Raw genomic sequence first — 14,030 nt, 5'->3', positions numbered from 1 at the left:
TCTGTACACATTAAGGCAAGAGTTACCGATCAGTACACCCAAAAGGAGTGCCCCATGCCCTGCCCCAAGAAAGCAAAGCTCCACCCGTTCAACCCCGCACTGCTGGCCGTTGTGCTGCTGGTGGCTACGCTGACCTAAAGGTTCCCCCATGACCCGCCCTCCTCTCCCCCCGTTTGACCGCAAGACCGCAATCCAAAAAGTGCGCCTGGCCGAAGATGGCTGGAACAGCCGCAACCCTGACCTCGTGACGCCTGCCTATACCGACGACAGCCGCTGGCGGAACCGACATGAATTTCCGGCGGGTCACGCGCAAATCCACGCCTTCCTGACCCGGAAGTGGGAAAAAGAGCTGGAGTATCGCCTGATCAAAGAGCTTTGGGCCTTTGGCGACAACCGGATTGCGGTACGTTATGCCTATGAATGGTGCGATGCGGACGGCACTTGGACGCGATCCTACGGCAATGAAAACTGGGAGTTCGCCGCCGACGGGCGCATGGCCCGCCGCCATGCCTCGATCAACGATCTGCCAATCCGCGAAGAATACCGCCTGTTTCATTGGCCGCTTGGCCGCCGCCCCGACGATCACCCCGGCCTGAGCGATCTGGGCCTTTAGGAGACATCACCATGCCCCGCGCCTTTAACAAACTGATGTTCACCCCTGCTGTGCTCGCCCATCAAGAACGCATGGGTTCGGCCCGCAGCTATGAAAAATTCCTGACCGAAGGCCCCAAAAGCGGCCACCTGATCGGTCCGGCCGAAAAGGCATTCATCGAGGCCCGGGATGGGTTCTATCAATCCACCGTGTCCGAAACCGGCTGGCCCTATGTGCAGTTTCGCGGTGGACCTGTGGGGTTCCTCAAGGTGTTGGGGGAAAGCACACTCGGCTATGCGGATCTGAGCGGCAACCGCCAATACATCTCGCGCGGGAACCTGGATGGCAACGACAGGGTGGCGATGATCCTGATGGATTACGCCAACCAACGCCGCCTGAAGATACTGGGCCGTGTGAGCTTTACCGAAGGCGAACAGGCGGCGGCGAGCCTCTTCATCGAAGGGTCAGAAACCCAACCCGAACGCGCCGTGATCATCAAGGTCGAAGCGCTGGATTGGAATTGTCCCCGCCACATCACGCCCCGCTATACTGAGGCCGAGTTGCGCCCCCATTTGAACCAACTGGGGCTGGAGATCGCACAGTTGAAGGCCGAGAATGAGAGGTTGAAGGCGGAGTTGGCGGGCAAGTAGACTAATCCCGTTTCACCATCACCTCGATCCCCGCCGCGCAGTAGTCGACCAACTGATCCACTCGCGCCTCTACCGCACCGGGGCTGAGCGCCTCGATCCGCCAGCCGGTGTTCAGAAATGCGAGCATGGCCGACACCGAATAGACCTGACCGGCGGCAATCGACTGCCGGTCAGCTTGCGGGTAGAGCCGCGCAATCTCATCAATGAACTGCCCGGCCGTGGGGTCAAAACACTCTGCCGCAATCGCACGCCATCGCGGATCGACCGAGACGTGGGCGACCAGGCGGCCATAGGCCATCCATTGCGGTCCGCCCGTCCGGGCCAGCGTCACATAGGGCCGGATGAAACAGTCGAGCACCGCGCTCAGGGTCAGGACACCGCCTGCCCGCGCGGCATCCAACGCTTCCAGCCTGATCCGCGACAGCTCATCTGCCCGGCGCGCAACAGTCTGGTGAAACAGCTCCTCTTTGCCGCCGCCGTGGTGATGCACCAGCCCCACCTGCACCCCGGCCTCTGCCGCGATGTCCCGGATCGAGGCGCCGTCGAATCCCCGCGCCGCAAACACCTGCTCTGCCGCATCCAGAATCCGCGCCTTGGTCTGGAGCGAGCGGGCCGAGGGCGCTCTTTTGCGTTGTTTTTCCATGCAAATTCCCTGTCTTCAAAAACATATTGCCTTATTTTGAACGATCGTTCAAGTTAAGCTTCATCTTAGGGAGGTCACATGACGGAAACGCGCGCTGCTTACGCTCTGATCGGGGCGGGTCCGATGGGGCTTGCCATGGCCAAGGTGCTCAAGGAACACGGTATCCCCTTTCGCGGGTTTGAGCTGCATTCGGACGTTGGCGGCCTGTGGGACATCGAAGGCCCCAAATCGACGATGTACGAGACGGCCCACCTGATCTCGTCCAAGACGATGACCGAGTTCGCGGACTTCCCGATGGACGAGGGCGTGGCCGAATACCCGTCGCACCGCGACCTGCGCAATTACTTCCGCGCCTTCGCCGACCATTTCGGCCTGCGCGATCACTACACCTTCAACGCCGAAGTGTTGAAAACCGAGCCACTGGGGGGACCGGGTGACGGGTGGCGCGTCACCTGGCGGGACGTCGATGGCGATCATACGGCCGAGTTTGCGGGCGTCATGATCGCCAACGGCACCCTATCTGAGCCTAACATGCCGACCTTCCCCGGTGAGTTTGATGGCGAGTTGATCCATTCCTCGGCCTATCGACACCCCAGCCAGTTCGACGGCAAGCGCGTTCTGATTGTCGGGGCCGGCAACTCGGGCTGTGATATCGCTGTGGATGCGATCCACCATGCAAGCCTGTGTGACCTGTCGATGCGGCGGGGGTATTACTTTGTGCCCAAATATGTGTTCGGCAAACCCGCCGACACCATGGGCGGGCTGATCAAACTGCCCATGTGGCTGAAACGGCGGATCGACGGCATGATCCTGAAATGGTTCGTGGGTGATCCGCAAAAATACGGCTTTCCCAAGCCCGACTATCAGCTTTACGAAAGTCACCCGGTGGTGAATTCGCTGGTGCTCTATCACGCAGGCCACGGCGATCTGCGCATTCGGGCAGACATCGAGCGGATGGACGGCAAGACCGTGCATTTCCGTGATGGTTCATCAGATGAGTATGACATGATCCTGGCCGCCACCGGGTATAAGCTGCACTATCCCTTCATCGACCGCGAGTTGCTGAATTGGCAGGGGGATGCGCCGCATCTGTATCTGAACGCCATGCACCCCGAACGGGACGATCTGTTTGTCTTGGGCATGGTCGAAGCCAGCGGTCTGGGCTGGCAGGGCCGCCACGAACAGGCGGAAATGATTGTCCGTTACATCAAGGGGCTGCAAGCGGGCTGCCCGGTGGCCGGATCGCTGCAATCCGAGAAAGCAAACGGGTTCGAACGCGCAACTGGCGGCATGAACTATCTGCAACTCGCGCGGATGGCCTATTACGTGGACAAGGCCACCTATCGCAGCGCCGTCACCGGATGGATCGCCAAGCTCAGCAAAGGCGCGCAGGCATGACGGGGATCGATGACGTCACGCTGAATTTTTCGCCCGGCTCGCTGACCTTGTTGAATGCGATCCTCGCGGTGGTCATGTTTTCAATTGCCATTGATCTGAAGCCCAACGATTTCAGCCGGCTGCGCAGGTCACCCAAACCGCTTCTGGTGGGGCTCTGCTCGCAGTTCATCGTGCTGCCCGTTCTGACCTTTGGCCTGGTGGTGCTGACCGATCCGCGCCCGTCGATTGCCTTGGGGCTGATCCTTGTTGCGGCCTGTCCCGGAGGTAACATTTCGAACTTCATCACCCATCGGGCGGGCGGCAATGCGGCGCTTTCGGTTTCGATGACAGCTTTTGCCACCGTCGGCGCGATCCTGCTGACCCCGATCAACGTCGCGCTGTGGGGTGGGCTGTATGAACCGACGCGGGCGATCTTGCAGGAAACCCAAATCGATCCGGTTCAGATCGCCATCACAGTGGGGTTGATGCTGATCCTGCCGCTGGTTTTGGGTGTTCAATTGAACCTGCACCGCCCCTCACTGACGGCTCGGCTGCGCAGGCCGCTGCAGTATCTGTCCATGGGGATTTTCATCGCATTCATCGTTCTTGCTCTGGCGGCCAACTGGGGGTTCTTCCTGGCCTTCGCCGGAGCAGTCGCCGGGCTTGTCATCTTGCACAACGCCCTGGCTCTGGGGGGCGGGTATGCCGTGGCCACTCTGGCGCGCCTGTCCCCGTTCAATCGCCGCGCCGTGACCATTGAAACCGGCATCCAGAACTCGGGCCTTGGCCTGGTTCTGATCTTTGCCTTTTTCAACGGGCTTGGCGGCATGGCCGTCGTCGCCGCGTTCTGGGGTATCTGGCACGCGATCACGGGGCTGGGTCTGGCCGCCCTCATGTCCCGGACCGAGGCGGAACGATGACCCGCATCCTTGTCACCGGTGCCGCCGGAATGGTTGGCCGCGCCCTGGTGGCCGAGATCCGGGATCATCAGCTCTTTGCCACCGACCTTGCGCCACCTGACCCGCTGCCAGAAGGCGTCAGCTTTGCCAAAATGGACGTGACCGGTGGCGACCCCGATCGGGTGATCGCCAAGGTGCAGCCGGACGTGGTGGTGCATCTCGCCTCGATCGTGACACCGCCCAAGGGTACTGGGCGCGAATTTGCCTACAATGTCGATGTGACCGGCACCCGAAACGTGCTGGACGCCTGCATCAAACATGGCGTGCAGCGGCTGGTGGTGACGTCTTCGGGCGCGGCCTACGGCTATCACGCCGACAATCCGGTGCCCTTGCAGGAAAGCGATCCCGTCCGTGGCAACCCCGAGTTTCCCTATTCCGATCACAAGCGCCAGGTCGAAGAAATGCTCGCAGAAGCCCGCGAAACTGCGCCACAGCTTGAACAAGTCATTCTGCGCGTGGGTACGGTTCTGGGCGCAGGAACGGAAAATCAGATCACGGCGCTGTTTCACAAACCCCGGCTGTTGGCGATCCAGGGCAGCGAGAGCCCATTTGTATTCATCTGGACCCGCGATCTGGTCCGCATCATCGCGCGTGCTGCGACCGATGGGCCAACCGGCATCTATAACGTGGCGGGTGACGGCGCGGTGGGGGTCTCGGACCTGGCACGCGCATTGGGCAAACCAGTGCTGCGTTTGCCTGCCTGGGCGCTCAAGGCCGCGTTGGCCGTGGCGCGCCCCCTGGGCCTGTCACAATACGGACACGAGCAGGTGCGGTTCCTGCAATACCGCCCTGTTCTGGCCAATGACGCGCTGAAATCAGATTTTGGCTACACCCCCGAAAAGACCAGCGCCGAAGTGTTCGAGTTCTGGAGAAAGCAGGCCATCAAATGAAAACAGCAGTGATTTCTGGTGGTGCGGGCGGTTTGGGGCGCGCGCTGTCGACGGCCCTGCAAGCCGATGGTTGGCAAACCGTGCTTGTCGATCTCGACATCTCAGGGGTTGAGGCCAGCGAGACACAGTTCCCGATGCACTGCGATTTGACCAATCCTGAGCAGCTTGACGACACCATGGCGCAGATCGCCGAGCGGTTTCCCCGGGTCGACCTCGCCATCTACAACGCGGGCATCACCCAGATCGGAGCCTTTGACGCCACGGATGACGTCAGCCATCGCAAAGTGTTCGAGATCAACTATTTCGGCGCAGTTGCCATGGCGCGCCACCTGCTGGCACCAGTGCGGGCGGCCAAGGGCACGCATCTGGCAATCTCTTCCGTGGCAGGGTTCTCGCCCCTCTATCACCGAACCGCCTATGCCGCATCAAAACATGCGCTCGAAGGGTTCTTCAAATCGCTGCGATCTGAGGAGAAGGAGCACGGCGTGCGCACTCTGATCGCCGCGCCGTCTTTTGTGGCCACGAACATTGGCAATGACCAGCGGCAAGAGGACGGCACCGCACGACCCGGATCTGCCACGGATGGAATGGATTACATGACGCCCGAAGATGCGGCAGCGGAGATCCTGACCGGATTGCGCAAGTCCCGACCCATGATCCCGGTCGGCCGCATCGCGCGCGCGGCGTGGTGGGTCAACAGCCTGTCCCCGCGCCTTTTTCAGCGACTGATGGAACGACAGATCGACGGTCGACACTGATTGGACGGGGGTGCTCCCGCGCCCGAGCGATCCTGGCTGCGCCAGCACCGCTAACGGCCTTGGGCCGGGCGCCTCGCCTTTGGCTCGGCGCGGCCCCGCTTGAGGCATCTGGTTCGTCACAAGCGCCAACCGCCGCGCGCAGCGCGGCCCGGCCCAACGGGAGGAGGGCATCTTTGATGCCTGATCGACGGGCGGGAGCCTTCCCCGGACCTGCAGCGACCGTCATCGAAGCAAGAGTTCGAAAGGCATCCCTTGACCTTCCCCTAACTGGAACCCTTATCTGAGGCACGACTCAAGAAATTTTTGGCCTCGGATATGTCGCATCACACCACCACAACACTCCAGATCACCGGCATGGGCTGCGCGTCATGTGTGGGCAAGGTCGAGGCTGCGCTAAACGCCCTACCCGGCGTCGATCAGGCGCACGTGAACTTTGCCAGTGAGACGGCGCAAGTCAGCCATGATGCGCAACTTGCCGACATCGCCGCGGCCCTGTCAGACAAAGGCTATCCCGTCGCGACCCAAGACACCCAAATGACCATTGAAGGGCTCAATTGTGCGTCCTGTGTCGGCCGGGTCGAGCGCGCACTTTTGGCAGCACCCGGTGTCATCACCGCCAACGTCAACTTGGCCACGGAAATCGCCAGCGTAACCTTTGCCACCGGCACCACCGACCCAAACACCCTGGCGGCAACCGTCACCCAAGCAGGCTATGCGGTCGCACCGCCAAGCGACATGCCCGAGATCACTGATCGCAAGGTCGAGGAGATTCAAACGCTCGCCCACCAAACCCTTTTAGCGGCGCTTTTGGCGCTGCCTGTCTTTGTGCTGGAAATGGGGGGGCACATGATCCCTGCCTTTCACCACTGGGTCCACGCCACCATCGGGCAGCACACCAGCCAACTGATCCAGTTTGCCCTGACCAGCGTCATTCTGATCGGCCCAGGTCGCATGTTCTATGCCAAAGGCCTGCCTGCCCTCTTCCGGGGTGCCCCTGATATGAATGCCCTTGTCGCAATCGGGACGCTGGCGGCTTATGGGTTTTCGGTCCTATCCACATTTGCCCCAAACCTGCTGCCCGCAGGAACCGCCAACGTCTATTTCGAGGCGGCGGCGGTGATCGTGGTCCTGATCCTCTTTGGTCGCCTGCTCGAGGCGCGCGCCAAGGGGCGTACAGGCGCAGCCATTCGCAAGCTCATCGGCCTGCAACCCAAAACCGCGCGGGTTGAGGTGGGCGGCATCGTCACCGAGCGCCCCATTGCCGAAATCGTGGCCGGGGACCTCCTGCACGTCCGCCCCGGCGAGCGCATCGCCGTGGACGGCTCGGTGCTGGACGGCCAGACTTATGTCGACGAAAGCATGATCACCGGTGAGCCTGTTCCGGTTCTCAAATCCGCTGGGGATGCAGTCGTTGGTGGCACGTTGAACGGTACAGGAGCCTTGCGCGTTACCGCGACCAAGGTTGGCGCAGACACGGTATTGGCCCAGATCATCGCCATGGTGGAACAGGCACAGGGTGCCAAACTGCCGATCCAGGGGATGGTCGACCGCATCACCGCCTGGTTTGTGCCCGCCGTGCTGGCAACCGCCGCACTGACTGTGCTGGTGTGGCTGTTCTTCGGCCCCGACCCGGCGTTGTCGATGGCGCTGGTGGCCGGGGTTTCGGTGCTGATCATCGCGTGTCCCTGCGCCATGGGTCTGGCCACGCCGACCTCGATCATGGTGGGCACCGGGCGGGCCGCCGAAATGGGTGTGCTGTTCCGCAAGGGAGACGCGCTGCAAGCCCTCCAAGACACCCGCGTCTTGGCCTTTGACAAGACCGGCACGTTGACGATGGGACGCCCCGAGCTGACCGACCTGATCACAACCGAAGGGTTTGACCGTGACGAGGTTTTACGCCTTGCCGCCGCTGCCGAGGCGTCGTCGGAGCACCCAATCGCGCGCGCCATCACACAAGCCGCTCCTGGCCCGCTGCCCGAAGTTACCGCATTTGAATCGTTGACCGGTCTGGGTCTCAAGGCACAGGTCGAGGGTCGCTCGGTCCTGATTGGTGCAGATCGCCTGATGATGCGTCAGAACATCGACCTCTCGGCACTAGAACCCCTGGCGCAAGAATTGGCGGCAAAGGGCAAAACCCCACTTTATGTGGCCATCGACGGCACGGCCGCCGCTGCATTGGCCGTGGCCGACCCGATCAAACCGCAAAGCCACGACGCCATTGCTGCCCTGCACGCCCAGGGACTGACCGTTGCCATGATCACCGGTGACAATGCGGCCACGGCCAAAGCCATCGCCGCCGAGTTGCAGATCGACCATGTGGTGGCCGAAGTCATGCCCGGCGGCAAAGTCGACGCCGTCTCCGATCTGCGCAAACGGTTTGGCGCGGTGGCTTTTGTCGGCGACGGGATCAACGACGCGCCCGCTTTGGCCTCGGCTGATGTGGGTATTGCCATCGGAACCGGCACGGATGTGGCGATCGAGGCGGCGGGTGTGGTGCTGATGTCGGGCGATGTGTCTGGCGTGACAAACGCCTATGAGATCTCGCGCCACACCCTGCGCAACATCCGCCAGAACCTGGGCTGGGCATTTGGCTACAATACACTTCTGATCCCCGTGGCGGCTGGTGTCCTGTACCCCTTTGGCGGGCCGCTTTTGTCACCTATGCTGGCAGCAGGCGCCATGGCTCTGTCGAGCGTCTTTGTCCTGACCAACGCGCTGCGGCTGCGCTTTGTGGCACGCTCTGTGCCTGCGACCCAAAGCGCAGCCACACTCAAGCCCGCACCAGCAGAATGAGAGGTCATCCATGAACATCGGAGACGTCGCCGCACAAACCGGCCTGCCCCCCAAGACCATCCGCTACTATGAGGACATCGGCCTTGTGGTTCCGGGTCGTAGCGACAACGGCTATCGCCAGTTTCGCGAACAGGACCTGCACAAGCTGACCTTTCTGGGCCGCGCTCGCGCCCTTGGCTTCACCATCGAGGATTGCCGGACCCTATTGGCACTGTACGAGGATGAAACCCGCGCCAGTTCCGACGTCAAACGGGTGGCAAAGTCCCATCTGGTCAAGATCGAGGCCAAGATTGCCGATCTGCAGGCGATGCGCGACACGCTGACCCATCTGGTGAACTGCTGCGCAGGCGATGATCGCCCCGATTGCCCGATCTTGCAGGATCTGGGTGGCACCACCTGAACAAACGGGGGTTGCCCTGCGCCGCCAGCTTTGATTTGTCTCTGCGCGAGAGCGACCCTTGGGGAGAGGGACCGCACAGCCGAGAGGATCATCACTATGGCAAACGTCGCATTCCTGGGCCTTGGGGTCATGGGCTATCCCATGGCAGGTCATTTGCAAGCCGCCGGGCATTCCGTCACCGTCTACAACCGTACCATCGCCAAGGCCGAAGCCTGGGTCGCCGAACATGGTGGCGCATTGGGGGTCACCCCGGCGGAAGCCGTCAAAGATGCCGATCTGGTCATGGCCTGCGTTGGCAACGACGATGACCTGCGCATGGTCTGCACCGGAGCGGACGGGGCGTTTTCGGCAATGAAAGAGGGCGCGATTTTTGTCGATCACACCACTGTTTCGGCCAAGGTCACAAGCGAATTGGGTGATATCGCCTCTGCGGCTGGCCTGTCCTTTGTCGACGCCCCGATCTCAGGCGGTCAGGCGGGCGCTGAAAATGGCGTGCTGTCGATCATGTGCGGCGGCGAACAGGCGGCTTATGACACGGCCCTGCCCGTGATGGAAATCTATTCCAAGATCTGCCGCCGCATTGGCGAGGCAGGTGCCGGTCAGCGCTGCAAGATGGCCAATCAGATCGCCATCGCCGGTCTTGTTCAGGGCCTGTCCGAAGCACTGCATTTTGCCGAAAAGGCGGGTCTGGACGGCCGCGCGGTGGTCGAGGTGATCAGCCAGGGTGCCGCAGGCAGCTGGCAGATGGTGAACCGGCACGAGACAATGCTGGACAATCATTTCGACTATGGCTTTGCCGTCGATTGGATGCGCAAGGATCTGGGGATTTGCCTGGATGAGGCCGAAGAAAACGGCGCTTCGCTGCCTGTGACGGCATTGGTCGATCAGTTCTACAAGGACGTACAAAAGATGGGCGGCGGTCGCTGGGATACTTCATCGCTGTTCAAACGCCTGAAGGCGCTGGACTGAGACCGGTTTGGGGGCGCTGCCCCCTCTTGGCTTTTAGCCAATTCACCCCCGCCGTATTTGTAACAAAAAGAAGCATGGACGGGGTTTGCAGAAGGGATGTCGCCTATGTCGGGTGAGCTGGAGTTTTGGGGCGCAGCGCTGCGCCGGGTCTGGGGGTTCGAAGCCAAGCTGGAGCGCCTGGACGGTGAATACGACCTGAACTTTCTGGCGCGCGCCACCAATGGGCAGGACTATGTGCTCAAGGTCATGCGTGCGGGCTGTGCACCCGATCTGGTTGACATGCAGGTCAAGGCGTTGGAGCACATCGCCCAGGCCGCGCCCGGCCTTCCATTCCCAAAAGTTTTCCCGACAATCGCAGGCGCGCTGTTGCCAGAGATCGCAGATGAAAGCGGCGCACCGCGCCTTGCTTGGTTGCTCGAACGGTTGCCGGGAGACTGCTACGCCAAATCCAACCCGAAACCGCTGGACCTGATCGTCAAACTGGGTCGGGTTCTGGGCGCGACCGGACGGGCGCTCAAGGGGTTCGAAAACGATGGGCTTGAGCGCGATTTCAAATGGAACCTGATGCAGGGCGATTGGATCGCGAACAATCTGGATGCGATCGACGATCCGGCAAGGCGGGCGCTGTTGGGGGACATCACCAGGTCGTTTGCGGCGATCAAGCCCGAGCTGCAGGCCCTGCCCAAACAAGCGATCCATAATGATGCCAATGATTACAACATCCTGGTCGAAGGCGAATTGGGCGCGCCCAAGCAGGTATCGGGCCTGATTGATCTGGGTGACATGTGCGCCGCGCCCAGGGTTTGCGATCTGGCCATCTGTGGCGCTTACATCGTTCTGGATCATCCCAACCCCGAGGCAGCTTTGGCCGCGTTGGTGCAGGGCTATCACGCGGCCGGGCGACTGAGCCCACAAGAGGTTGATCTGATCTGGCCATTGCTGCGGATGCGGCTGGCGGTGTCGGTTGTGAACTCGACCCTGATGGCGGTGGAGAACCCCGGCGATCCTTATGTCACCATCTCGCAGGCCCCTGCGTGGCGGTTCCTTGAAAATGACGCGGTCAATGGTGGTCTGATGTCGGCGCGCTTGCGCGCCGCCTGCTACCTGCCCGTGACCGATGGCGCCGACCGGGTTCACGCCTATCTGGAAGAGCACCGGGGCGAGTTTGCCGATCTCTTTGGTCGCGATCTGAACGATGTGCCGATGGGGTCGCTCTCGGTCGAGAACTCCACTTGGCCGCAAAACCCGTTTCACATGCCATTGGAAGAAGCCGCTCGTGTGGGTGAGGAATTCGGTCCCGACTGGTGGCTGGGCTATTACAGCGAACCGCGCCTGATCTATGCCGAACCGGGGTTCCGCAAGGGCCCCTGGAAGGCCAGCGACCGGCGCACCGTGCATTTGGCCGTGGATGTCTTTGCCCCCGCCGGAACGCCGCTTTATGCACCGATGAGCGCACGGGTCGAGGTGGTCGAGAACCGCACCGGGCATCTGGACTATGGTGGCGTGGTGATCCTGCACCACGAAACGCCCGAAGGCGATGCGTTCTACACCCTCTATGGTCACCTGGATCCCGAGGTCTGCGACCGTCTGAAGCCTGGTGATCCGGTGGCGCGCGGATCGGCCTTTGCCCGGCTGGGCAATCACACTCAGAATGGCGGTTGGGCGCCGCATGTGCATTTCCAACTGGCACTGACCACTGACGGCATGGAGGCCGACTGGCCTGGCGTCGGCGACCCGGACGAGATATATCTGTGGCACAAGGTCTGCCCCAATCCGGCAGCGATGCTGAACCTGCCCGACGACAAGGTGTTCTATCAGCCCACCGATAAAGGCGGCGTGCTGCAAGGACGGCAGGAGCATTTCGGCGGCAACTTGAGCCTGACCTATAACGATCCGGTCATGCTGGTGCGCGGCTGGAAACATCACCTGTTCGACGAATGGGGACGGCCCTATCTGGACGCCTACAACAACGTCCCCCATGTGGGTCACGCGCATCCCCGCATTCAGGCGGTTGCGGCGGATCAGCTCAAACGCATGAACTCGAACACCCGCTATCTGCATCCGGCGCAGACCGCCTTTGCCGACAAGGTGCTGTCAAAGCTGCCAGACTATCTGGAGGTTTGCTTTTTTGTCAATTCCGGCACCGAGGCCAACGAGCTGGCCTTGCGGCTGGCACGGGCGCACACCGGCAACAAGGGGATCGTGACACCGGATCACGGCTATCACGGCAACACCAATGCCGCCGTCGCGATCTCGGCCTACAAGTTCAACAAGCCGGGTGGCATTGGTCAGGCGGATTGGGTCGAACTGGTTGAAGTGGCCGACGACTACCGCGGTAGCTTCAATCGCGATGATGCCGATCGTGCCCGAAAGTTTGCCGATCTGGTCGATCCTGCGATTGCGGCCTTGCAAGAGCGCGGTCAGGGGCTGGCCGGGTTCATCGCTGAAACCTTCCCCTCGGTCGGTGGTCAGATCATCCCGCCCAAGGGTTACCTGCCTGCTGTTTACGAGAAGATCCGCGCCGCTGGCGGGGTCTGCATCGCAGATGAGGTGCAAACCGGATTGGGCCGCCTGGGAGAGCATTACTTCGGCTTTGAACACCAAGGCGCCCTGCCCGACATCGTTGTCATGGGCAAACCCATCGGCAACGGGCATCCCCTGGGCGTACTGGTTACGACCAAAGAGATCGCGCAAAGCTTCGACAACGGGATCGAGTTCTTTTCGACCTTTGGCGGCTCGACCCTGTCTTGTCGGACCGGCAAGGAAGTGCTGGATATTGTCGATGACGAGGGGTTGCAGGACAACGCACGCCTGATGGGCGACACGCTGATGGCGGGGCTCAAGGCGCTTGAGGCCAAATATGGCAGCGTTGGCGATGTGCGCGGTATGGGCTTGTTCCTAGGGGTCGAACTGATCAACCCGGACGGGTCCGAGGGCACCGAGATCTGCAAATTCGTCAAGAACCGGATGCGTGATCACCGCATCCTGATCGGCAGCGAAGGGCCCAAAGATAACATCCTGAAAATCCGCCCGCCGCTGACGATCGAGGCAGAAGACGTCGAGATGATCCTTTGGGCCTTGGATCAGGTGTTGTCAGAGGTGGGCGACTTTGCACCCGCGCACGATCACGGCTGCGGGCATGAGCATCATCATTCCGGCTGCGGGTGCTGCTGACAGAAAATGCCCCGGACCTGAGGGAGGGCCGGGGCGACAATGACTTTGTTGAAAATGGTTTAGTGCTGTCAGTGCAACACTGATGGCGACGTGGAATGTGTCACCCGTCCGTGTTGAAACGGAAGGGTCATGCGCCGCAAAGCCAGCCCGAATTGCTCGGACAGGGCCGTCAGAGACGGTGCAAAGTCCGGCCGCACGATCAACGCAGCCATCATCATCGCGTCTTCATTCTGGCCGTCTGCCGCTGCACCGATCATCTGCGCGAAACAGCTTTCATCTGCGCCCAAACAGGAACAACCCAGCCCATGCCGGATCAATGGGCGACGCCCGTGCACGGCACATAGCGAGCAAATCTGCTCCAGCGTCGACATCGCCGATTTGCCAAGACCCCGCCCGAGAGCAAGATTGAAATCGCTGGCGGCATCAGCGCGGGAATGGGCGCTGTCGCTCCACATGCGCAGGTACATCACCGCGCCCGCCTCAACCGGGGCCAGGTCGGCGAGACGGCCAACAGCCGCCCCGCCCCGAGGTGTCCCGCTCATTTGGTCAGGATCAATTTGCCCGCGCGGGTGATCCGCAGCGTGTACAGCTGATCGCCCAACTCAATATGGGCCAGATTGCCGCCTTTGGTCAGCTCTTCGGCCTTGTGGGCCGGCAGCAGGGAAACAGGGTAACCTTGGGTCGGAGTGGAGGTCTGCGCGTTCATTGGATCATCTCCTGAGCTTTGGACTGGATGCGAGTGGTGGCTGGGACGTGTGTCCGGGCTCGAGGAAACAGACATTTGAATTCAATGCTTTGCATGTTGCGAACCAGAGATCGGACTGG

The 14,030-nt window shown here is 61.4% G+C and carries 13 protein-coding genes; 10 read left to right on the top strand and 3 right to left on the bottom strand.

Translation table 11 applies throughout. The features are described from left to right. The first annotated feature begins 148 nt into the window (after nt 1-148). Both TRL7639_RS19530 and TRL7639_RS19525 read left to right on the top strand, forming a co-directional pair. A complete protein-coding gene (locus TRL7639_RS19530; RefSeq protein WP_085797547.1) occupies nt 149-613 on the top strand; it encodes a nuclear transport factor 2 family protein in 465 nt (154 codons plus the stop codon). An 11-nt stretch (nt 614-624) separates the two neighbouring features. Continuing rightward, nucleotides 625-1,242, top strand: coding sequence for a pyridoxamine 5'-phosphate oxidase family protein (locus tag TRL7639_RS19525; RefSeq protein ID WP_085797546.1), 618 nt, complete (start codon nt 625-627; stop codon nt 1,240-1,242). Between the two features lies 1 nt (nt 1,243). Here the strand turns inward: TRL7639_RS19525 and TRL7639_RS19520 are convergent, their stop codons facing one another. Continuing rightward, nucleotides 1,244-1,885 (bottom strand): TetR/AcrR family transcriptional regulator, encoded by a 642-nt coding sequence (locus TRL7639_RS19520; RefSeq protein ID WP_085797545.1) that lies wholly within the window; start codon nt 1,883-1,885, stop codon nt 1,244-1,246. Between the two features lie 78 nt (nt 1,886-1,963). On the opposite strand from TRL7639_RS19520, the gene TRL7639_RS19515 reads away from it, so the two are divergent. From TRL7639_RS19515 to TRL7639_RS19480, 8 genes are all read left to right on the top strand, one after another. Next, complete coding sequence (locus tag TRL7639_RS19515; protein WP_085797544.1) at nt 1,964-3,283, top strand: flavin-containing monooxygenase; 1,320 nt, start codon at nt 1,964-1,966, stop codon at nt 3,281-3,283. Continuing rightward, nucleotides 3,280-4,182: a bile acid:sodium symporter family protein gene (locus TRL7639_RS19510; protein ID WP_085797543.1), complete on the top strand. Its 903-nt coding sequence runs from the start codon at nt 3,280-3,282 to the stop codon at nt 4,180-4,182. The genes TRL7639_RS19515 and TRL7639_RS19510 overlap by 4 nt, the downstream gene beginning before the upstream one ends. Next, nucleotides 4,179-5,111: an SDR family oxidoreductase gene (locus TRL7639_RS19505; RefSeq protein ID WP_085797542.1), complete on the top strand. Its 933-nt coding sequence runs from the start codon at nt 4,179-4,181 to the stop codon at nt 5,109-5,111. Before TRL7639_RS19510 ends, TRL7639_RS19505 begins: the two co-directional genes overlap by 4 nt. After that, nucleotides 5,108-5,869, top strand: coding sequence for an SDR family NAD(P)-dependent oxidoreductase (locus TRL7639_RS19500; RefSeq protein ID WP_085797541.1), 762 nt, complete (start codon nt 5,108-5,110; stop codon nt 5,867-5,869). The genes TRL7639_RS19505 and TRL7639_RS19500 overlap by 4 nt, the downstream gene beginning before the upstream one ends. A gap of 315 nt (nt 5,870-6,184) precedes the next feature. Next, complete coding sequence (locus tag TRL7639_RS19495) at nt 6,185-8,662, top strand: heavy metal translocating P-type ATPase (RefSeq protein WP_085797540.1); 2,478 nt, start codon at nt 6,185-6,187, stop codon at nt 8,660-8,662. 10 nt (nt 8,663-8,672) lie between these two features. Continuing rightward, on the top strand, nt 8,673-9,062 hold the full coding sequence (cueR, locus tag TRL7639_RS19490) for a Cu(I)-responsive transcriptional regulator (protein ID WP_085797539.1): 390 nt from the start codon (nt 8,673-8,675) through the stop codon (nt 9,060-9,062). A 90-nt stretch (nt 9,063-9,152) separates the two neighbouring features. Next, nucleotides 9,153-10,031, top strand: coding sequence for an NAD(P)-dependent oxidoreductase (locus TRL7639_RS19485; protein ID WP_370809094.1), 879 nt, complete (start codon nt 9,153-9,155; stop codon nt 10,029-10,031). A gap of 105 nt (nt 10,032-10,136) precedes the next feature. Beyond that, nucleotides 10,137-13,205 (top strand): aminotransferase class III-fold pyridoxal phosphate-dependent enzyme, encoded by a 3,069-nt coding sequence (locus TRL7639_RS19480; protein WP_207559700.1) that lies wholly within the window; start codon nt 10,137-10,139, stop codon nt 13,203-13,205. A 68-nt stretch (nt 13,206-13,273) separates the two neighbouring features. Here the strand turns inward: TRL7639_RS19480 and TRL7639_RS19475 are convergent, their stop codons facing one another. Together TRL7639_RS19475 and hemP are read right to left on the bottom strand one after the other, a co-directional pair. Then, nucleotides 13,274-13,747, bottom strand: a complete 474-nt coding sequence (locus TRL7639_RS19475; RefSeq protein ID WP_085797537.1) for a hypothetical protein — start codon at nt 13,745-13,747, stop codon at nt 13,274-13,276. Next, nucleotides 13,744-13,911: a hemin uptake protein HemP gene (gene hemP, locus TRL7639_RS19470; RefSeq protein ID WP_085797536.1), complete on the bottom strand. Its 168-nt coding sequence runs from the start codon at nt 13,909-13,911 to the stop codon at nt 13,744-13,746. Before hemP ends, TRL7639_RS19475 begins: the two co-directional genes overlap by 4 nt. Between the last annotated feature and the right edge of the window lie 119 nt (nt 13,912-14,030).

Source organism: Falsiruegeria litorea R37 (assembly GCF_900172225.1).
Classification (GTDB): Bacteria; Pseudomonadota; Alphaproteobacteria; order Rhodobacterales; family Rhodobacteraceae; genus Falsiruegeria; species Falsiruegeria litorea.
The sequence above is the reverse complement of the archived record's forward strand: the minus strand, read 5'-3'. Positions and strand labels throughout refer to the sequence as shown.

Excerpts from the sequence above, each read along its gene's own strand:
- TRL7639_RS19530 (WP_085797547.1), top strand. The coding sequence starts at position 149 with ATGACCCGCCCTCCTCTCCCCCCGTTTGACCGCAAGACCGCAATCCAA.
- TRL7639_RS19525 (WP_085797546.1), top strand. The coding sequence starts at position 625 with ATGCCCCGCGCCTTTAACAAACTGATGTTCACCCCTGCTGTGCTCGCC.
- TRL7639_RS19520 (WP_085797545.1), bottom strand. The coding sequence starts at position 1,885 with ATGGAAAAACAACGCAAAAGAGCGCCCTCGGCCCGCTCGCTCCAGACC.
- TRL7639_RS19515 (WP_085797544.1), top strand. The coding sequence starts at position 1,964 with ATGACGGAAACGCGCGCTGCTTACGCTCTGATCGGGGCGGGTCCGATG.
- TRL7639_RS19510 (WP_085797543.1), top strand. The coding sequence starts at position 3,280 with ATGACGGGGATCGATGACGTCACGCTGAATTTTTCGCCCGGCTCGCTG.
- TRL7639_RS19505 (WP_085797542.1), top strand. The coding sequence starts at position 4,179 with ATGACCCGCATCCTTGTCACCGGTGCCGCCGGAATGGTTGGCCGCGCC.
- TRL7639_RS19500 (WP_085797541.1), top strand. The coding sequence starts at position 5,108 with ATGAAAACAGCAGTGATTTCTGGTGGTGCGGGCGGTTTGGGGCGCGCG.
- TRL7639_RS19495 (WP_085797540.1), top strand. The coding sequence starts at position 6,185 with ATGTCGCATCACACCACCACAACACTCCAGATCACCGGCATGGGCTGC.
- cueR (WP_085797539.1), top strand. The coding sequence starts at position 8,673 with ATGAACATCGGAGACGTCGCCGCACAAACCGGCCTGCCCCCCAAGACC.
- TRL7639_RS19480 (WP_207559700.1), top strand. The coding sequence starts at position 10,137 with ATGTCGGGTGAGCTGGAGTTTTGGGGCGCAGCGCTGCGCCGGGTCTGG.
- TRL7639_RS19475 (WP_085797537.1), bottom strand. The coding sequence starts at position 13,747 with ATGAGCGGGACACCTCGGGGCGGGGCGGCTGTTGGCCGTCTCGCCGAC.
- hemP (WP_085797536.1), bottom strand. The coding sequence starts at position 13,911 with ATGAACGCGCAGACCTCCACTCCGACCCAAGGTTACCCTGTTTCCCTG.